Source organism: Burkholderia savannae (assembly GCF_001524445.2).
Lineage (GTDB): Bacteria > Pseudomonadota > Gammaproteobacteria > Burkholderiales > Burkholderiaceae > Burkholderia > Burkholderia savannae.
The window spans coordinates 208,748-226,364 of sequence record NZ_CP013418.1; the positions used below are offsets into that span (position 1 = coordinate 208,748).

The 17,617-nt window shown below is 70.3% G+C and carries 16 protein-coding genes and 1 pseudogene; 15 read left to right on the forward strand and 2 right to left on the reverse strand.

The window, feature by feature from the left end; all coding sequences use genetic code 11:
* Nucleotides 1-137: 137 nt before the first annotated feature.
* The 9 genes from sctQ to WS78_RS21815 all read left to right on the forward strand — a co-directional run bounded on the left by sctQ (nt 138) and on the right by WS78_RS21815 (nt 7,465).
* Nucleotides 138-1,406: a type III secretion system cytoplasmic ring protein SctQ gene (gene sctQ, locus WS78_RS21770; RefSeq protein WP_059576113.1), complete on the forward strand. Its 1,269-nt coding sequence runs from the start codon at nt 138-140 to the stop codon at nt 1,404-1,406.
* Nucleotides 1,393-2,043 (forward strand): type III secretion system export apparatus subunit SctR, encoded by a 651-nt coding sequence (gene sctR / locus WS78_RS21775; protein WP_038743706.1) that lies wholly within the window; start codon nt 1,393-1,395, stop codon nt 2,041-2,043. Before sctQ ends, sctR begins: the two co-directional genes overlap by 14 nt.
* Nucleotides 2,044-2,118: 75 nt before the next feature.
* Nucleotides 2,119-2,382, forward strand: coding sequence for a type III secretion system export apparatus subunit SctS (gene sctS / locus WS78_RS21780; RefSeq protein WP_038743708.1), 264 nt, complete (start codon nt 2,119-2,121; stop codon nt 2,380-2,382).
* On the forward strand, nt 2,379-3,305 hold the full coding sequence (locus WS78_RS21785) for a hypothetical protein (protein WP_059576110.1): 927 nt from the start codon (nt 2,379-2,381) through the stop codon (nt 3,303-3,305). The genes sctS and WS78_RS21785 overlap by 4 nt, the downstream gene beginning before the upstream one ends.
* 186 nt (nt 3,306-3,491) lie before the next feature.
* Nucleotides 3,492-4,490 (forward strand): HrpD5 family protein, encoded by a 999-nt coding sequence (hrpD5, locus tag WS78_RS21795; protein WP_038743710.1) that lies wholly within the window; start codon nt 3,492-3,494, stop codon nt 4,488-4,490.
* A gap of 27 nt (nt 4,491-4,517) precedes the next feature.
* Nucleotides 4,518-4,769 (forward strand): hypothetical protein, encoded by a 252-nt coding sequence (locus WS78_RS21800; RefSeq protein ID WP_038743712.1) that lies wholly within the window; start codon nt 4,518-4,520, stop codon nt 4,767-4,769.
* A 176-nt stretch (nt 4,770-4,945) separates the two neighbouring features.
* Nucleotides 4,946-5,137 carry a hypothetical protein gene (locus WS78_RS21805; RefSeq protein ID WP_038743714.1) on the forward strand — a complete coding sequence of 64 codons (192 nt, stop codon included), beginning with the start codon at nt 4,946-4,948 and terminating at the stop codon, nt 5,135-5,137.
* A gap of 90 nt (nt 5,138-5,227) precedes the next feature.
* A complete protein-coding gene (locus WS78_RS21810) occupies nt 5,228-5,683 on the forward strand; it encodes a CesT family type III secretion system chaperone (RefSeq protein ID WP_059576107.1) in 456 nt (151 codons plus the stop codon).
* Nucleotides 5,684-6,028: 345 nt separating this feature from the next.
* Complete coding sequence (locus WS78_RS21815) at nt 6,029-7,465, forward strand: helix-turn-helix transcriptional regulator (protein WP_059576104.1); 1,437 nt, start codon at nt 6,029-6,031, stop codon at nt 7,463-7,465.
* 747 nt (nt 7,466-8,212) lie between these two features.
* Here WS78_RS21815 and WS78_RS21825 read toward each other — a convergent pair.
* Nucleotides 8,213-8,701 (reverse strand): HrpB1 family type III secretion system apparatus protein, encoded by a 489-nt coding sequence (locus tag WS78_RS21825; protein WP_059576098.1) that lies wholly within the window; start codon nt 8,699-8,701, stop codon nt 8,213-8,215.
* 185 nt (nt 8,702-8,886) lie between these two features.
* Here WS78_RS21825 and WS78_RS21830 point away from each other — a divergent pair, with 185 nt between their 5' ends.
* The 4 genes and pseudogenes from WS78_RS21830 to WS78_RS21845 all read left to right on the forward strand — a co-directional run.
* On the forward strand, nt 8,887-9,534 hold the full coding sequence (locus tag WS78_RS21830; protein WP_052144984.1) for a hypothetical protein: 648 nt from the start codon (nt 8,887-8,889) through the stop codon (nt 9,532-9,534).
* A 169-nt stretch (nt 9,535-9,703) separates the two neighbouring features.
* The gene (locus WS78_RS21835; protein ID WP_052144985.1) at nt 9,704-10,744 is read left to right on the forward strand and encodes a sensor histidine kinase; all 1,041 of its coding nucleotides are present in this window, start codon (nt 9,704-9,706) and stop codon (nt 10,742-10,744) included.
* A gap of 51 nt (nt 10,745-10,795) precedes the next feature.
* The gene (locus tag WS78_RS21840) at nt 10,796-11,545 is read left to right on the forward strand and encodes a response regulator transcription factor (RefSeq protein ID WP_038743729.1); all 750 of its coding nucleotides are present in this window, start codon (nt 10,796-10,798) and stop codon (nt 11,543-11,545) included.
* Nucleotides 11,542-12,981, forward strand: a pseudogene (locus WS78_RS21845) (secretion protein); the annotation flags it as partial. The gene WS78_RS21840 and the pseudogene WS78_RS21845, both read left to right, overlap by 4 nt.
* Nucleotides 12,982-13,819: 838 nt before the next feature.
* Here WS78_RS21845 and WS78_RS21850 read toward each other — a convergent pair.
* The gene (locus WS78_RS21850; RefSeq protein WP_038743733.1) at nt 13,820-14,926 is read right to left on the reverse strand and encodes a type IV pilus twitching motility protein PilT; all 1,107 of its coding nucleotides are present in this window, start codon (nt 14,924-14,926) and stop codon (nt 13,820-13,822) included.
* Nucleotides 14,927-15,237: 311 nt separating this feature from the next.
* On the opposite strand from WS78_RS21850, the gene WS78_RS21860 reads away from it, so the two are divergent.
* Both WS78_RS21860 and pilN read left to right on the forward strand, forming a co-directional pair.
* Nucleotides 15,238-15,864, forward strand: a complete 627-nt coding sequence (locus tag WS78_RS21860) for a toxin co-regulated pilus biosynthesis Q family protein (protein ID WP_059576091.1) — start codon at nt 15,238-15,240, stop codon at nt 15,862-15,864.
* On the forward strand, nt 15,864-17,612 hold the full coding sequence (pilN, locus tag WS78_RS21865; RefSeq protein ID WP_059576088.1) for a PilN family type IVB pilus formation outer membrane protein: 1,749 nt from the start codon (nt 15,864-15,866) through the stop codon (nt 17,610-17,612). Before WS78_RS21860 ends, pilN begins: the two co-directional genes overlap by 1 nt.
* The last annotated feature ends 5 nt before the right edge of the window (nt 17,613-17,617 follow it).

Genomic DNA, 17,617 nt, shown 5'->3' on the forward strand with positions numbered 1-17,617 from the left:
CCCGCAAGCGGACCCGCAAGCGAACCCGCAAGCGAACCCGCAAGCGAACCCGCAAGCGAACCCGCAAGCGAACCCGTAAGCGAACCCGTAAGCGAACCCGTAAGCAAACCCGTAAGCAAACCCGACTATCCGCGACGATGGATACCGAGCCGATCGAACTGGAACCCGACACCGCCGCGCCGCCCGGCATCGACGCCGCGCTGCCGCTGCCCGCGTGCAGCGCGTTCGACGCGGCGCTCGCGCGCCTGATCGCCGACGCGCGGCTCGCCGCGTGGCTCGCGCGCTTTCCGACGTTGTCCGACTGGCGCGCGGCGACGCACGAGCGGCCGCGCTTCGAGCGCCCCGGCGTGCTCGATCTGCGATTGAACGGCGCGAGCGCGCGCGTCGCGATCGACCTCGCTGCGTTTCCGGCGCTCGACGTCGTCGCGGCGCCTGCGCTGGATGCGCGCGGCGACGACGCGAGCCTGTCGCTGCGCACCGCGCTCGCGTCGACGCTGCTCGCGCCGCTCGTCGCCGCGTTCGCGGCGGCGGGGCTCGCCGGCGTGACGATCGGCGGGCTGCGCGCCGCGCCTGCGGCGGCGCTCGACGCGACGCGCTGCGTGTTGACGTTCGCGCTCGACGGCATGCCGATGCGCTGCGCGCTGCTCGATGCGCAGACGCCGTGGCTCGACGCGCTCGCGGCGCGGCTGCCACGCGAGCGGCCGCGCGGCGCGGCGACGGGCGCGCTCGCGCGCGTGCGTCTGCCCGGCCGTGTGCGGCTCGGCTCGCGCGCGCTGCCGCTCGCGGTGCTGCGTAGCCTGCGGCCGGGCGACGTGCTGCTGGACATGGTGCCGTCCGCGCTCGGCGGCGCGCGCTCGGGCCCGCTGCACGCGTGGTGGGGTGCGCGCGGCGCGACGCAATGGCACGCAACCGTTCTGATCGAGGGAACCACGATGACGATGACCGAAACGCCCGACACCGCCGACGATCTCGACGAGCCGATCGTCGCGGGCGACTTGGCGGCGGATTCGCCGGCAGATTTTCCGGCCGATTCACAAGCCGCTTTACCGGCGGTTTCTCCGGCCACTTCAGCAGCCGCTTCACCAACCGCTTCGCTGACCGCTGCGCCACCCACTTCGCCACCCGCATCGCCGGGCGAAGACGCGCCGCCCGCCGCGCCCGAGGCGGCCGCCCTCGGCGACGTCGCTCTGCCCGTGCACGTCGAGATCGACACGCTGTCGCTGTCGATCGCCGAGCTGGCCGCGCTGCGCCCGGGCTACGTGCTCGAGCTGCCGCTCGCCGCGCGCGACGTGCCGGTGCGGCTCGTCGCGTACGGCCAGGCGATCGGCGGCGGCAGGCTCGTCGCGGTGGGCGCGCATCTCGGCGTGCGGATCGACCGGATGGCGGGCGACGATGGTTCAGTTTAACGACATCACCGGCCTCCTGATCGCCGTGCTCGTGATGAGCATGGTGCCGTTCATCGCGATGGTGGTCACGTCGTACGCGAAAGTCGTCGTCGTGCTCGGGCTGTTGCGCAACGCGCTCGGCGTGCAGCAGGTGCCGCCGAACATGGTGCTCAACGGCATCGCGATCCTCGTGTCGCTGTACATCATGGCGCCGATCGGATTCGCCGCGCAGCAGCAGCTGCAGGGGCAGGCGCTGTCGCCGCAGCCGACGCAGGCGATGCTGCAGGCGTTCGGCGCGGCGAAGGAGCCGTTCCGCCAGTTCCTCGCCGCGCACTCGCGCGAGCGCGAGAAGCGCTTCTTCCTGCGCTCCGCGTCGGTGGTCTGGCCGAAGGCCGCGGCCGCGCAACTGCGCGCAGACGATCTGATCGTGCTCGCGCCCGCGTTCACGCTCGCACAGATGACCGACGCGTTTCGCATCGGCTTCATCCTGTATATCGCGTTCATCATCGTCGATCTCGTGATCGCGAACGTGCTGATGTCGATGGGGATGAACCAGGTGCAGCCGACCAACGTCGCGATCCCGTTCAAGCTGATGCTGTTCGTCGTGATGGACGGCTGGTCGACGCTCGTGCACGGCCTCGTGCTGACCTATTCCTGATTCACGCTTACCGCTTACCGCGTACCGCTTACCGCTTACCGCTTACCGCTTACCGATTCCGAGGAGATTCGCCCGATGGAAATCGACGACCTGATCCGGCTCACGTCGCAAGGCATGATGCTGTGTCTCTACATCTCGCTGCCCGTCGTGCTCGTCGCGGCCGCATCCGGCCTCGCGATCTCGTTCCTGCAGGCGATCACGTCGCTGCAGGAGCAGAGCATCTCGTACGGCGTGAAGCTCGTCGCGGTGACGGTGACGGTTGCGATCGCCGGGCCGTGGGCGGCCGCCGAGATCCTGCATTTCGCGCAGCAGCTCTTGTCCGCGGCGGTGCCGTCATGAGCCGCATCACGCGCGCGATCGCGCAAGCACTCCACGCGGCGAAGCCCGATCCGAGGCGGCGCCGGCCGGCGCGCGCGCGCGTCGCGACGACCTACGGCAAGTACGGCACGCGCTTTACGTATTCGAACGGCTATCAGGCGAGCGTGATCGCCGCGCGCAGCCAGATGCTCGCGAAGCTGAAGCCGCGCGCGCGGGCGGCGGCGGCGGGTTCGCGCGGGCGTCGCCGCGCCGATAGCCGGTCTGAAGCGTTCGACGGCGGCGACGAATCGTCGGTGCCGCATGCGCACGTCGCGCCGCATGACGAGCGCGACCGGCAGTCGGGCGGCCGGGGCGGCGGAGGGCAGCAGCGCGAGCAGGAGGAGCGCGACGGCGAATCGGCGAGCGTCCTTGCGCTGCCGCGCGTGCGCGCGGCGCGCACGCGGCCGGGGCTCGCGCCCGCGCAGCGTGCACTCGCCAACCTCGCGCGCACGCCGGCAGGTGCCGCCGAGCGCGAGCAGGCGCTGCGGCATCTGTGGGCCGATACGTTGCTTCAGCTCGGCCGGTGTGTCGACGCGGAGCCGGGCGCGCGCATCACGGCGGCGCTGCTGAGTCACAGCGCGGACCTGCTCGCCGCCCGCCTGCGCACCGGGCCGTGGACGCCGATCGGCTGGAGCGGGGTGAAGCAGCTGCTGCTCGACGCGACGCGAAGCGTGCGCGCCGCGCCGCGCGATGCGGCGGCCGAGCGCGGCGACCGCGCGAGCACGCACTACCTGCTGCTGCCGCTGATGGTGTTCAACGCGGAGCGGCCGTCGACGAATGCGCAGCTCGCTCGCGCGATCGCGAGTGTGCAGACGCTGCGCGGCGGCGTATCCGCGATTGAGCGGGTTGCACAGCGGGCGACACAGCGGGCCGCACAGCGTGGCGCGCCGCGGCCGCGATCGTGAGCGTCGCGGCGCGGGCGGCGCTTCGCAAACGCGGCGGCGAATTCGCGCGACGCACGAACCGCGGCACCGCATCGAACTATTCTGGCTACATCGACGAACGACGCGGCGCGATCGAAGCGACGCACGGATCGCGATCGATTCGATCGATGCCAATGAAACGCACGATGCAAGGACAAGGAGCAACCGATGAAGCTGCTGCGGATCTTGACCGGTTTGCACGCCGGCGCGGAAATCGCGCTCGACGCCGGCGAGCACCGGATCGGCGCGGGCGAGGACGCGGAGATTCGCATCACCGACTGGCGCGACGGCGATCTGTTGCTGTCGATCGACGCGCGCGGCGCAACGCGCGCGCGGCGGGCGGCGAGCGCGCCGCCGGAGACGGCCGCCGATCCGTTCGACGCCGACGGCTCGCCGCTCCTGATGCTCGACTTCGTGCCGGTGCCGTTCGGCGAGACGGCGCTCTGCGTTGGGCCCGCGGGCGGCGAGTGGCCGAGCGATCTCGACCTGCTCGCGACATTGTGGGCGCCGCCGCCCGGCGCCGACGCGGCAAGGCGCGGCGCGCAGCGCAAGCTCGCGGCGTGCGCGGCGGCGGGCGGCGCGCTCGTCGCCGGCCTTCTCGCGATGGGCGCGATGCTCGCGAGCGCGCATCCGGGCGCGCCGCCCGCGGTCGAGACGGCGGATGCGCTCGCGACGCGCATCGGCGGTGAGCTCGGGCGCGCGGGCTACACGGAGCTGCACGCGGCGCCGCGCGGCGCGATGGTCGCCGTCAGCGGGATGGTCGCGACGCCCGCCGACGACCTTGCCGCACGCAAGCTGCTCGACCGGCTCGCCGTGCATCGCGTCGAGCGCCGGTACGACGTCGCGCAGGACGATGCGCAGAGCATCGGCGAATCGCTCGGCGTGCCGGGCGCGACGGTCGCCTACGCGGGGCAGGGGCGCTTTCTCGTGTCGGGCGTCGTGCCGAACGTCGCGCAACTGCGCGCGGCGGTCGACCGGGTGCGCGCGGACGTCGGGCCGAACGTGCGCGCGATCGAAATCGACGCGCGGCAGTCGGGCGACGCGCCCGTGCCCGTCGCGTACTCGGGGATGCTCGAGATCGGCGACGTGCGCTACATCGAGACGCCGGACGGCGTGAAGCACGTGTTTGCGGGCGCGCCGGCCGACGGCGCGCCGAACCTCAACTGACAGGCCTCAACCAACGGGAGAAGCGGCATGTACGAAGCATTGGAACGGGCAGCGGACGATTGCGGACCGCTCGAGCAGGCGCTCGCCGCGCCCGACGCGGCCGCGCGCATCGGCGCGCTGCGCCGGGCGCTCGGCGAGACGGCCGAGCGCGTGAGCGCGGCCACCGCGCAAGCCGCGAGCGAGTTCGATCGCGATGCGATGCAGAAGATCTATCGCGGCTTGCTCGCGGCGCAGCGGATCGTCGCGACGCTGCACGAGGCGAACGCGACGGCCGCGTAGCGGCCACGGTTTCGCCGCGCGGCGTGCGGCGGCAAGCGGTGCGGCGCGAGCCGCGTCCGGCGCCGCCTCACGCTGCGCGGCAAAAAAGCGGCGGGCCGAGCGATGTGCAATAAGGATCGGCTGCGCCGGATTTCTGTCGATGCGTGTACGCACGCACTATCTATGGAGTGTTGACCATGAGCATCATTAATACGGCGTTGCAAGCGGGCGGAGCCCTGTTTAGTGCAGGCAACAGCACCGATGCGGGCATTGCGGCGATGAACAAGATGGCCGAGAACCAAATGAAGATGACGATCGCGCAATCGGAGATGGAGGTGAAGAAGGCCGCCGTGGGCCTGATTCAAAAAGGCGCGGAGAAGATTCAGTAAGTTCGCCGCCGCACGACGCGTGTTGGACAGCCGGCGCTGCGTGCGCCGGCTGTTTTTTTGCGGCGTGCCGGATGCCGGAATGGAGCAGCCATGAGCCAGGAACACTACGAGGGAATCATCGCCGAGGTTTGCGCGATCGTCGATTTGCCGGATGTCGACCATGTGCTCGAAACGCGCTCGATCGAAGTCGAGGGTTTCGACGTGCGGCTCGAATATTTCGAAGACGATCCGGAATCGATGTACGTGAACTTTCATTACGGGATCGTCAGCGCGGGGCGCACGCTCGCGGTGTACCGGCTGCTGCTCGAGGCGAACCTGCTGATCTATGCGCAGGACCAGGCGCAGCTCGGAATCGACGCGGACACGGGCAGCATCGTGCTGCTGATGCGGCTGCCGCTCACGCCGGACGTGACGGGCGAGACGCTTGCCGATCTGTTCGCGCACTACGCGGAGCACGGCCGCTACTGGCGGCAGAACATCATCGAGTCGGGCGACGAGATGTTCGGCGGGATCGCGTCCGGCGAATATTTCTGGCTGCGGGTGTAGCGGGGCGCGGCGCCGGGCGGCAAGCGCGGTAATCGCAGCTATTCCGGCAATTCCGACGACCCCGGCGTTCCCGGCGATCCCGACGATCCCGACGATCCCGACGATCCCGACGATCCCGACGATCCCGGCGATCCGGGCAATCCGGCAATCCGGCAATCCGGCAATCCGGCAATCCGGCAATCCGGGCAATCGTAACGGAACGTCACAAACTGCTGCGCGGATTCGGCCCGGACGAGACGATAGCGGCACGCATCCACGCGCTGCGCCCCGCGACGAGCGGCGGCGCGGCGCGCGGATCGAGCCTGACATCTTCGTATTCGAAACCGCCTGCCGGGAGGACCCGCCATGTTTTCCACACTCCATTTCGCCGCCGCCGCCGCGCTCGCCAATCCTTCGTCCAACGGCGCGTATGCCGCGCGCGTGCTCGACGGCCGCTTCGCCGAAGCGGCCGCGTTCGTCGCCGCGCGCTGCGACGCCGAGCCGGGCGGCCTCGCCGTCGACGTGCGCGACGTCCACGCGTATGCGGACATCCAGCTCGTGCTCGGCCGCTTCGAGGAAGCCGAGGACACGTTCCGCCGCGCGCAGAAGCTGCTGCGCGAATCGCGCGACCAGACGCGCGTGATGACCTGCCGCAACGCGAGCTGGCAGGCGTTTTTCCAGAACCGCTTCGGCATCGCGCAGGCGGGCTTCCAGCGGATCGCGGACGATCGCGCGGCGAGCGTCGAGCAGAAGCTCGAGAGCCTCGTCGGCACGTGCGTCGTCATGCATCATCTCGGCCGCGCCGAGGACGCGATGGCGACGCTCGACGTGCTCGACGCGGCCGCCCGCGACGCCGATCCGCGCTGGCTTCAGCTCGCGGGCGCGCTGCGCGCGGATTTGTTGCTGCAATACCAGATCGGCCGCGCCGACGCGCTCGGCGATCACGTCTACTGGCGCTCGACGCTCGCCGATCTGCCGCCGTCCGCGTTCGCGCAGGCGGGCGCGTCGGCGGCAGCCGACGCCGCGCCGCCGCTGCTGCGGAGGCGCGTCGACTACATGCGGCAGGCGCGCGCGCTCGCGGCCGGCGACCACGCGGCGCTCGCGCGCATCGACGCGCACGTGAGCTGGTGCGCGAAGGCGGGCCTCGCCGACTATCAGCGCAGCGTGCGCCTCGAAGTCGCGCTCGCCGCGCTCGCCGGCCACGCGCCGAACGTCGCCGACGCGATGATCGCGCCGTATCGCGACGCGGCCGGGCGCTGCGGGTCGCACGTGCGCTGGACGCTCGATTATCTGTACTGCGCGGCGAAGGTGCGCGAGCAGCAGGGGCGGATTCGCGAATCGTCGTCGCTGTACGCGCGCTATGCGCTCGCGTCCGTTCGGCACGTGCGCTCCGACGGCGCGGCGCTCGCCCCGGCGCTCGCGATCGCACGCTGCGGCACGCACGCGGCCGCACCGAGCGACGACGTCAGCGCGCGGCTGCCCGGCAAGTACCGGCGCGCGTATCGCTATCTGATGGAGCGGCTCGACCAGCGCGACCTGTCGGTGCGGGAGATCGCCGCGCACATCGACGTGACCGAGCGCGCATTGCAGGCGGCGTTCAAGACGTATCTCGGGCTGTCGCCGAGCGAGCTGATCAGGCGGCAGCGGATGGAGCGGATTCGCGGCGAGCTGCTGTCCGACGCGCCGCGCGCCGCGAGCGTGCTCGAGATCGCAAGCCGCTGGGGCATCCGGCATCGGTCGACGCTCGTGAACGGCTATCGGCGGATGTTCGACGAGGCGCCGTCGCAGACGATCGATCGGTGAAGTCGCGCGGCGGGCGGCGGCGCTCGCCGCGTCGCGCCGGCCGATCGTCGTGCATGGGGCGGGCCTGCGCAGCGAGCGAGGCCGATGGGGCCGGGGCGCTGGTCGTGTGGCGTCCATCGGCCGTTTCTCCGTGCGGGAAGTCTGGCGCGACGGCCGGTGCGGCGCCGCTGGCGATGCCGCGCGCGCAACGCGTTCGCGGCGCGCGCGCCGCCCTCGACGGGCCGGGCCGTGTCACGCATGCCGCGGCCGGGCTTCGTTTGCGCGGGCGTCGTGCGAAGCCGGATGCGATGTCTTCCTGCGCTATGCGTGCTTTCCGTGCTTTCCGTGCTTTCCGCGACATCCGCGAAATCCGCGAAATCCGCATTTGCGCGGATGTTTGCGCCGCGTGCCGATCACCGACGTTTGCTTCGGCTTAACGCGCGTTGCGGATTTCGGGCGAACCCGCTTGTTTCGACATGTTCGATCATGGGCGCGGAAGTCGCGGCCGAGCGACGAATTCGTGACGGCGATCGTCGCGTGCACTCGCGAAAATCGCATTCGAGTGCGCGATGCGCGTCGATCGCGGACGCGAGGCTTGCCATGATGCGCGTTGCCGATTTCGAGCGATCTCGTTTGCTGCGGCGTATGGGAAATCTGTCGCGAACCGCGAACCGCACACACGCACACCGCGAACTGCAAGACGAAACCGGCAAACGAGAGACGTAGAACGAAAAACGTAGAACAACGAACAACGAACCCAACCGCCCGTCACCCCATCCCGCTCGCATGCACGTGCCGCGCCCATTGATACCGATCGAGCCGCAGCAACTGCGAGACGCGCGCGGCGACATCGTCGTCGTGTTCGCCGCGGTCGCTCGCCGCGAGCTCGTTCACCTTCAGGAATCGCCCGACGAGCGCCGTCGACGCCCGATCCCCCGACAGCAGCACGGTCTGCGCATAGCGCCGCCAGTCGTCGTCCCGCAGCGCGAACAGGCACCAGCTCTGCAACGCCGAGCACAGCGGCGTGCCGCGTTCCTGCTCCTCGAGCGTGCGCAGGATGTGCAGCGCGCCGATCCAGTCGCGCCGGCTGATCCGCAGCCGCACGTCGCACAGGTCGACCGCGGCGTTCCGCGGCTGCAACGCGCGCAGCGCAAGCAGCAGTTCGTCGAGGTCCGCGTGCGCGTTCGCGCGCAGCCCGGCCGAGAAGGCCGAGAGCAGCGCGCGCAACGCGGACTTGTTGCACGGTTTGATCGCCATGTCGGTGGGATGCGTCGAGTAGAGATGACCCGGCGACGATGATCGCCGTTGCGCGCGAACGAGCGGGCGGTGCGCGCGAAGCGCCGTCGCGCGCGGCGAACCGCGCCGTGTCGCGCGGCGGCGGCGCGTGGCGCGCAACCCGTCGTTTCGTCCGCCGCGACGCCGCTTCGCCCGCTTCGCGGCGCATGAGGGCGCGCCGCCTAAGCTTGTCGACGAACCGCGGGCGCAGCAAGGCCGCGCGCGTTCTTTTCCCTTTCCCTCAGTCGATTCACATTCATAGCGAGACGATCATGAGCGTTAACGGCATTTCGTTGCAGACTCTCCATCCGTCGCAGTTCCACACTTCGTCGACTTCGCCGAGCAGCCGCGATCGGAAGATCGAGGAACTGCTCCACGAAATCGAGGAACTGCTGATGCAGGGCGATTCGGGCGGCGGCGACGACACGAACATCGGCGGCGATTCGAACGACGACACGCCGGCCGGCAACAACGGCCCGACGAACCACGCGACGCCACCGGCGGGCGGCAAGCCCGGCGAGGACCTGCGCGACGTGAAGCTGAACACGAAGGCGGGCGGCGAGGCGTTGCACCTGAAGATGGACTCGCAGGGCAACCTGTACAACGGCAGCAATAATTCGGTCGGCGTCGTCGACAAGGACGGCAATGTGAAGCTGAACGCCGGCGCGACGAAGGAGCTGGAGCGTCTCGAGTCGGGCGGCAATCCGTTCGTGAACGCGCATGTGGGCAAGCGCGGCGCGGGCGGCAACATGGAGTTCACGCCGGACGAAGTGACGGTGAGCGCGGGCGACCTCAAGCAGAAGGCCGACTTCTGAGCGCGCGGGCGACGCGGCGCGGCGGCACTGGACAAGCGCTTTCGAATCGGTACACACTGCGCGCTCGCGCCGCCGCGTCGCGGCCCGTCCAAACATACGCGGAACCGAACGTCCGCCGGAGTCGAACTTGAGCGCGCCGCACGGGGCCGATGCCCGAATCTTCCAGATGATGCAGGACCGGCAGGCGTGGGGCACGCTCGCGCTCGACCGCGACGGCGCGATCGTCGCGGCCACCGCGCGCGCGCGCGCGCTGTTCGGCCGCGCGCTGCCCGCCGGATTGCCGCTGCGCGCGGTGCTCGGCGACGCGGCGGGCGCGGACGCCGCCGCGCTCTTCGAGGCGCTCGAACAAGGACTCGAATTCGAGACCGACGACGCGATCCTGTGGCTCACGCTGCAACCGGTCGAGCGCGATCCGGCGATCGCGGCGACGGTCACGGTCGCCGACGTCACGCCGCTGCGCCGCGCGCTCGACGAGCGCGTCGCGTCGCTGCGTTTTCTCGCGCACGACCTGCGTTCGCCGCAGAATTCGATCCTCGCGCTGACCCAGCTGCACGACGCCGATCCCGACGCGTTCGCCGCGTGCGGCGGCCTCGAACGGATCGCGCAGCTCGCGCGGCATGCGCTGCTGCTCGGTCAGGACTATCTTGTCGCGTCGGCGGCGGACGATTTGCGGCAACGCCATTTCGTGCGCTTCGATCTGCGCGGGATGCTGCGCGAGCTCGTGCCGAAGCTCGAAGTGGCGGCCGTCTATCGCGGCGTCGCGTTGCAGCTCTGGCTCGACGACGCCGCGCCGCTGTGGTTGCGCGGCGCGCGCGTATTTGTTGCCCGCGCGCTGCAGAATCTGATCGACAATGCGGTGCAGGCGTCGCGGCAGGGCGCGCGCGTCGAGATCCGGCTGCACGTGCGCGACGCGCACGCGGAAGTGACGATCCGCGATTGGGCGGGCGGCCTGCCGGGCCTCGCGCCGGACGCTCGGATGACGGATTTCGCGCCGCTCGCGAAGCGCGGCTCGATGGGCTTCGGCCTCGGCCTGCAGCTCGCCGCGCAGGTGGTCGCCGCGCATGCGGGCACGCTGCACGCGGAATCGAATCGGGGCGCGGGCACGTCGTTCGTGATGCGCCTGCCGACGCTCGCGCCGGCGCTCGGCGCGGCGCCCGTCGTGCCCGAGGGCATCGCGCGCTGGCGCGCGAGCGTCGCGCCGGACGGCTGAGCGGCGGCGCGCGTTTTCTCGTTTTTTCGCTTGACGACCCATAATTTCGCGATGTCCGAACCGAACATGCAGCGCACCGTGCAGCAGCCCAAGCAGATCGTCGTCGTCGAGGACGATCCGGTGCAGCGCACGCTGCTCGTCACGTGGCTCAAGGCCGAGGGCTACCGCGTCGAGGCGTTCGAGGACGGGCTCGCCGCGCGGCGCTTTCTCGGCGACAGCTGGGCCGATCTGCTGCTTCTCGACTGGGATCTTCCCGGGATGACGGGCGAGCGGCTGCTCGCATGGGTGCGCGGCCGCGCGCGCTCGATCGTGCCGGTGATCTTCCAGACCGTGCATTCGGACGAAGAGGACATCGTCAAGATTCTTGACGCCGGCGCGGACGACTTCCTCGTCAAGCCGCTCGAAAAGCAGACGCTGCTCGCGCGCGTGCGCGCGCTGCTGCGGCGCTTCGCGGCGCTGTCGGCCGATAGCGCTCGCATGCCGCTCGGCCGCTACGTGCTGTCGCGCGCGACGCTGACGGTGTCCGACGGCGGCGCGTCGCACGCGTTCAGCGCGAAGGAATTCGACATTCTCTGGCATCTGGCCGAGCATCCGGGCGCGGTCGTACAGCGGCAGGACCTGCTGCGGCTCGTGTGGGGCGCGGACGCGTGCGCGCAAACCCGCTCGGTCGACATGTACGTGAGCCGGCTGCGCAGCCGCCTGAAGGCGGCGGGCATCGGCTGGACCGTGCACGCGGCGTATGCGACCGGCTATCGCCTCAACCTGGGCGCGGACGCGGAATCGACGGATCGCGCATCGTGACGCGGCGCGCGGCCGCATCGGCTGCCGCCGTGGCGCTCGCGCTCGCGGGCCATGCGCCGGCGCTGCGCGCGGTGCCGCTCGCGTGGCCGCTCGCGCGCTTCGACTATCGCGTCGGGGCGGTGAGCGCCGTCGACGCGTTGAGCGAGCTGAGCCGCCGTTCGGGTGTCGCAATCGACGTCGACGCGCGCACGCCGTGCCGGCTCGACGTGCGCGACGCGCTGCCCGCGCAGCGTTTCGTCGACTGGGTCGCGCGCACATGCGGGCTTGCGTGGTATTACGACGGCGCGGTGCTGCAACTCGTCGCGCCCGATGCGTTCGGGCGCGCGGCGGTGCGGCTCAATTACGCGACGCCCGCCGAGCTGCGCGCGACGCTCGCTCGGCAGCGGATCGTCGACGGGCGCTGGCGGCCCGCTTATGACGACGCGGCGCGGATCGTGCGGGCCGCCGGCCCGCCGCGCTACGTCGCGCTCGTGCTGGCCGCCGCGCGTGCGCTCGACGTGGCCGCGCAGGCGCGCGTGCGAACCGAGACGCGCGCGTTCCGGCTGCGCGCGCGCGCGGCGGCCGATCGCGACGTGCGCGTCGACGTTGGCGATGGGGACGATGGGGGCGACGCGTCGCTGCCGGGGCTCGCGACGCGGCTGCGCCGGCGGCTTGAAGCGGAGGGCGCGGCGCCGCGCGCGGTGCCGGGCGTGCGCGAATTCACCGCGTCGCTGCCGATCGTCGGCGCGGACGCGCGCTCGAACACCGTGTTGATCCGCGACGTGCCCGCGCGCCTCGCGCACGACGCGCGGCTCGTCGCGCAGCTCGACACGCTGCCCGCGCCGATACGGATCGACGCGTTCGGCGCGACGCTCGCGCCCGCGCAGCTCGATGCGCTGGGGTTGCGGTGGCGCGACGACGTGCGGGCCTCCGCGGCATCGCGCGCGGCGGGCGATGCGCGCGATGCTTCGCGTTCGCCGGGGCGAGCGGAATCGTCGGCGGCGTCGGGTGCGGCGGGTGCGGCGGATTCGCGTCGCGCATCCGCCGTAACCGGCATGTTCGGCATGTCCAGCGCGTCCGGCACGTCTAGCACGTCCGGCATGTCCAGTACGTCCAGTACGTCCAGTACGTCCAGCACATCCAGCACATCCAGCACGTCCAGCACGTCCAGCACATCCAGCACATCCAGCACATCCAGCACATCCAGCACATCCGGCACATCCGGCGCGTCTCGCGCAACCGCCGCAGCCGCCGTAAATGGGACGCCGGCCGCATCCGGCGCGTCCAACGCCGCCGGCGCACCCGGATCGTCCAAACCCGCCAGCGCATCCGCGCCGCGCATCGCGATCGCGACGGACGGCTGCGCGCAGGCGCGTGTACGCGTCGCCGAACTCGCCGCGCGCGGTGCGGCATCGATCGACGTCGACGGCTCGACATTGACGCTTCCCGACGGCAACGCGGATTTCGGCCGTCTGCGGCAGGCGTTCGTCCCGTCGAATGACGGCGACGTGCGAACGCTCGACTCTCGGAGAAGCGGTTTCGCTATGCGCGTCACGCCGCGCGAAACCGCTCAGGCGGGCCGCTACGCGCTCGACATGCGGATCGTCGAGCGCCGCGAGGATGGCGGCGGCCGCTCGGCCGGCGCGCTGTCGCCGGGCGAAGCGACATCGGTCGATACGACGTCGGGCGAAGCAACGCTGGGCGAAGCCACGTCGAGCGTGACGCTCGCGGCAGGGGAGTGCGCGGCGGTGGCGCTGCCGCTTGCCTCCGGGCGCGGCGCGCGGCGGCTCGTGCTGGTGACGCCGCGCGTGATGACGACGGATTCGGCGCTCGTGTCGCGGCCGGCGTCGTCGGGCGCGCCGGCATCGGCGCGAGACGCGCCGGCCATGGCACACGTGAGCGCACCTGCACCCGCACGCGCAACGGCACCCGAAGCCGCAATCGAAGCCGCACCCGCACCTGCATCCGCAACCACAGCCACAGCCACAGCCAAGGCGGCGCTCGCCGCCACGAAGCCGTCGGCGCGGGCGCATCCGTCTTCACGCCCGCCCACGCCCACGCCGCTTTCGTCGCTGCCGGACGGCCTCGGCCTCAGGAGTCAGACGCGCCTGCTCGGCAATTGATGCAAATTCCGCACATTATCAAGCGACGATCGCGCACGATTCGGGCTCGCCGCCGCAATCGTCTTTTGAAATTAATGCGACCAGTCGATTAACGCGGGATCGGGCTTGTTTATATGATTTCTTTTCGATTTTAGATCGACATATAAAAATGCCGGATCGGATGCGCATGCATCTAACGATTAACAATGGACTGCATCATTTCATGCAGTTCGAGCCGATTGTAAGTTGCCCGTAACGCGTCTTTCGTCGTGATCCGGTTGCGCGCCGCGAGCGAGGCGAGATCGTCGTTCAGCGAGCGCGACATGTTGTCCTCCCGGCGCCGCAGGAATTCGTTGACGAGGTGCAGCTTCGCCGGGTCCGCGATCAGCTTGGCGACCTGGTTGTTGTTGTTGAACAGCAGCTCGCTCGCGAGCACGAGACTCTCGCCGTCCGCGCTCGGCACGAGGCTCTGGCAGACGATGCCGATCAGCGATTCGGCGAGCGCGACCGCGTGCCGGTCGCGCTCGCCTGCCGGAAAGAACGACAGCAGCTTGTTGAGCGCGCTGACCGCGCTGCCCGTGTGCATCGTCGCGAGCACGAGGTGCCCGGATTCGCCCGCCTGCAGCAGCGTGTCGGCCGTCTGCGCGTCGCGCACCTCGCCCACCATCACGACGTCCGGCTTCTGCCGCAGCGCCTCGCGCAGCCCGTGCGGAAAATTCGGCGTGTCGGTCGGCACTTCGCGCTGCGAGATGATCGACTGGCGGCGCTCCAGATAGTATTCGATCGGCTCCTCGATCGTGACGATATGCGTGTTGCGCGTCGCGTTGACGTGCTCGAGCAGCGACGCGATCGTCGTCGTCTTGCCCGAGCCCGTCGGGCCGGTGACGAGGATGATGCCCTTCGTGTTGTCGAGCATCGAGCGCACGTACACGGGCAGGCCGAGCTCCTCGAGCGGCAGCGGCGCGAGCGGCAGGCGGCGCATCGAGATCACGATCTTGCGGCCGCCGCCCGCGCGATACACGTGGCAGCGCAGCCGGCAGCGCGTGAGGACGAACGGGCGATCGAGCGTGCCCTGGCGCAGCGCGTTCTCCCAATGCTCGTCGATCGCGTCGAGCAGCGGCCGCATGTCGTCGAGGAGCACCGGTTCGTCGCTCGTCTCGATCCAGCCGCGCGGCGTCTTGATCGTGACGGGGCGGTCCTGCTCGATGTGGATGTCGGTGAACATCTGCTTCAGGTCGATCAGGCCGAGCACTTCGCCCGCGAGATCGCGCAGCGGGGCGGCGGCGGGATGCTGGTTCATCTTGGCGATTCGAATGAATGGAATGGGCGGCGCATTGCGCGCGGCGAGTGGGAAATTGAATGATCTATTGAATTTTGCATGCCAACTAGCTTTTGTCAAACTATTCGGGGTATATTTGCCGCGCAATAATCAATTCAATAATGCGACTGCGTGCGCAGACCTATTATGTAAAGCCGAGGTAATCCCGGGTCCGGAAAGCCATTTCCGGTCGCGAAGGCGGCCCGATGCGTCGGGCGCGGCATCCGGGATCGTCGAGCGGCAAAGCGCGGGGGCCAGCGGCGCACGACGGCAGTCGAGTAACGAGGAAAAACATGATGCACGGCGCTACGGTCGCCGCGGCCGCGTCCATCGCGATCGCGCTCTTTGCAACCGATTGCGCGGCGAGCGGTCCGCCCGCCGGCACCGATCCGGCATCGGGCGATGCATCCGCCGGGCGCTTCGATCACGCGCCGCTGACGGCGCAGCGAGCCGATGTCTTTCGCGCGCCGCCGCAGCCGGCGTCCGCCGTGTCCGCGCCGGGCGCGGACGCGTCGCCCGAGACGGCGGTGCCGGCCGCCGCGACCACGCCCGCGCTCGCGCCTGCGACCGCCGCGCAGCCCACGGCGCGCTCCGTCCCGGACGGGCACGTCCCGAACGGGCATGTCCCAAACGGGCACGTCCCAAACGGGCACGTCCTGAACGAGTATCTCTGGGACGTACGCACGTCCGACGGCACGATTCGCGGCGTCTTGTCGCGATGGGCGCGCACGGCGGGCTGGCAGCTCGTCTGGGATGCGCCCGTCGATTTCAGCATCGATGCGCAGGCGACGCTGCGCGGCTCGTTCGAGGATGCGCTGCAAGCGCTCGTCGCGAGTCTCGGCCGCACGTCGACGCCGATCCAGGCGATTCTCTATCAAGGCAATCACGTGTTGCGCGTCGTCGCGCAAGGAGCGGGCTGATGCGCGTCTATTTCGCCATTTCGTTTCTGGCCGCCGTGCTGCTCGCCGGCTGCACCGGGCTGCGCGGTGGCATCGAGCGGGACGCGCACCGCGATTCGAGCGCGTCGGACACACTCCTCAAGCGCGCGTCCGAAGGCGAAAACACCGTGCATGCGCTCGCGCCCGTCGTCGTCGACAACGGGCTATGGGTGTCGGCGGGCGCCGTCAAGCTGCGAAGCAGCGAACAGCTGCCCGCGCTCTTCGACGAGCCGGCTTCGTTCGATCGCTCGGTCTCTTCGTTATCCGAATTCGCCGAGCAGATCACGCGGCTCACGCAGGTGCCGACGCAGGTCGCCGCGAGCGCGCAGCAGGCGGCCGCGCGTTCGCAGCACGGCGGCGGCGCGGACGGCGCGGCGCGCGGCGCGAGCGTGTTTCTCAACGCGGCGGGCGAGCGCTCGATGCCGCCGCTGCCGCCCGGGATGCCGGGCGGCGCGCCGTCGGGCGTCGGCAAGGCGGGCGGCGGCGCGGGCGCGGACGGCGGCGGCACGTCGTTCGCGGCGGTGCGCATCCTGTACGCGGGCGGCACGCTGAGCGGCCTGCTCGACGCGGCGTGCGCGCGCTTCGGCGTGTTCTGGAAATTCGAGCAGGGGACGATCCGCTTCTTCTTCACCGATACGCGCACGTTCCAGGTCAACGCGATTCCCGGCGACTCGTCGCTGAACGCGTCGGTGGTGAGCGGGGCGACGAGCGACGGCGCGTCGGGCGGCTCGCAGGCGGGCGGCTCGGGCGGCGGCGCGAACGGCGCCGGCTCCGGCACGACGGGCCTCACCGCGAACAACACGGCGAACACCGCGGTGAATTCGCAGCTGTCGGTGTTCAACGGGCTGCAAAGCGCGATCCAGTCGATGCTTTCGCGCTACGGCAGCTCGGTTTCGTCGCCCGCGACCGGCTCGATCTCGGTGACCGACACGCCCGACGTGCTCGAGCGCGTCGCCGCGTTCATGGCGCAGCAGAACCGGTCGCTGTCGCGGCAGGTGCTGCTCAACGTGACCGTGCTCAGCGTGTCGCTGAATGCGGGCGACGCCTACGGCATCGACTGGTCCCTCGTCTACAAGACGGTGTCGGCGGGATTCGACATCGCCAATCCGTTCAAGCCGGTGTCGCTCGCGCCGGCCGATCTGTCCGCGACGGTGCTCAGCCCGACGAGCCGCTTCAACGGCACGAAGCTGCTGATTCGCGCGCTGTCGCAGCAGGGCACGGTGCGGCGCAAGACGTCGGCGTCGGTCACGACGCTCAACAACCAGCCGGTGCCCGTGCAGGTCGCGACGCAGACGGGCTATCTCGCGTCGGTGTCGACGACGAACACCGCGAACGTCGGCTCGTCGACGGCGCTCACGCCGGGCACCGTGACGACCGGCTTCAACATGACGCTGCTGCCGCACGTGCTCGACGACGGCACCGTGATGCTGCAGTTCTCGACGAACATCTCGTCGCTGCTCGAGCTGAAGGAAGTGTCGAGCAGCGCGGGCCGCGACGCGACGCGCATCCAGACGCCCGACGTCGACATGCGCAACTTCCTGCAGCGCGTCGCGATGAAGTCCGGCGAGACGCTCGTCATCAGCGGCTACGAAGGCGCGAACGATTCGCTCGACGAGCGCGGCGTCGGCGTGCCGAAGATGATCGCGCTCGGCGGCGGCTACGAGGCGCAGCGCTCGCGCGAGGTGATCGTGATCCTGATCACGCCCGTCACGCAGCGCGGCGGCGCGTGACGGAG

Excerpts from the sequence above, each read along its gene's own strand:
- hrpD5 (WP_038743710.1), top strand. The coding sequence starts at position 3,492 with ATGAAGCTGCTGCGGATCTTGACCGGTTTGCACGCCGGCGCGGAAATC.
- pilN (WP_059576088.1), top strand. The coding sequence starts at position 15,864 with ATGCGCGTCTATTTCGCCATTTCGTTTCTGGCCGCCGTGCTGCTCGCC.
- WS78_RS21785 (WP_059576110.1), top strand. The coding sequence starts at position 2,379 with ATGAGCCGCATCACGCGCGCGATCGCGCAAGCACTCCACGCGGCGAAG.
- sctQ (WP_059576113.1), top strand. The coding sequence starts at position 138 with ATGGATACCGAGCCGATCGAACTGGAACCCGACACCGCCGCGCCGCCC.
- WS78_RS21810 (WP_059576107.1), top strand. The coding sequence starts at position 5,228 with ATGAGCCAGGAACACTACGAGGGAATCATCGCCGAGGTTTGCGCGATC.
- WS78_RS21830 (WP_052144984.1), top strand. The coding sequence starts at position 8,887 with ATGAGGGCGCGCCGCCTAAGCTTGTCGACGAACCGCGGGCGCAGCAAG.
- sctS (WP_038743708.1), top strand. The coding sequence starts at position 2,119 with ATGGAAATCGACGACCTGATCCGGCTCACGTCGCAAGGCATGATGCTG.
- WS78_RS21825 (WP_059576098.1), bottom strand. The coding sequence starts at position 8,701 with ATGGCGATCAAACCGTGCAACAAGTCCGCGTTGCGCGCGCTGCTCTCG.
- WS78_RS21850 (WP_038743733.1), bottom strand. The coding sequence starts at position 14,926 with ATGAACCAGCATCCCGCCGCCGCCCCGCTGCGCGATCTCGCGGGCGAA.
- WS78_RS21835 (WP_052144985.1), top strand. The coding sequence starts at position 9,704 with ATGCAGGACCGGCAGGCGTGGGGCACGCTCGCGCTCGACCGCGACGGC.
- WS78_RS21805 (WP_038743714.1), top strand. The coding sequence starts at position 4,946 with ATGAGCATCATTAATACGGCGTTGCAAGCGGGCGGAGCCCTGTTTAGT.
- WS78_RS21860 (WP_059576091.1), top strand. The coding sequence starts at position 15,238 with ATGATGCACGGCGCTACGGTCGCCGCGGCCGCGTCCATCGCGATCGCG.
- WS78_RS21800 (WP_038743712.1), top strand. The coding sequence starts at position 4,518 with ATGTACGAAGCATTGGAACGGGCAGCGGACGATTGCGGACCGCTCGAG.
- WS78_RS21815 (WP_059576104.1), top strand. The coding sequence starts at position 6,029 with ATGTTTTCCACACTCCATTTCGCCGCCGCCGCCGCGCTCGCCAATCCT.
- WS78_RS21840 (WP_038743729.1), top strand. The coding sequence starts at position 10,796 with ATGTCCGAACCGAACATGCAGCGCACCGTGCAGCAGCCCAAGCAGATC.
- sctR (WP_038743706.1), top strand. The coding sequence starts at position 1,393 with ATGGTTCAGTTTAACGACATCACCGGCCTCCTGATCGCCGTGCTCGTG.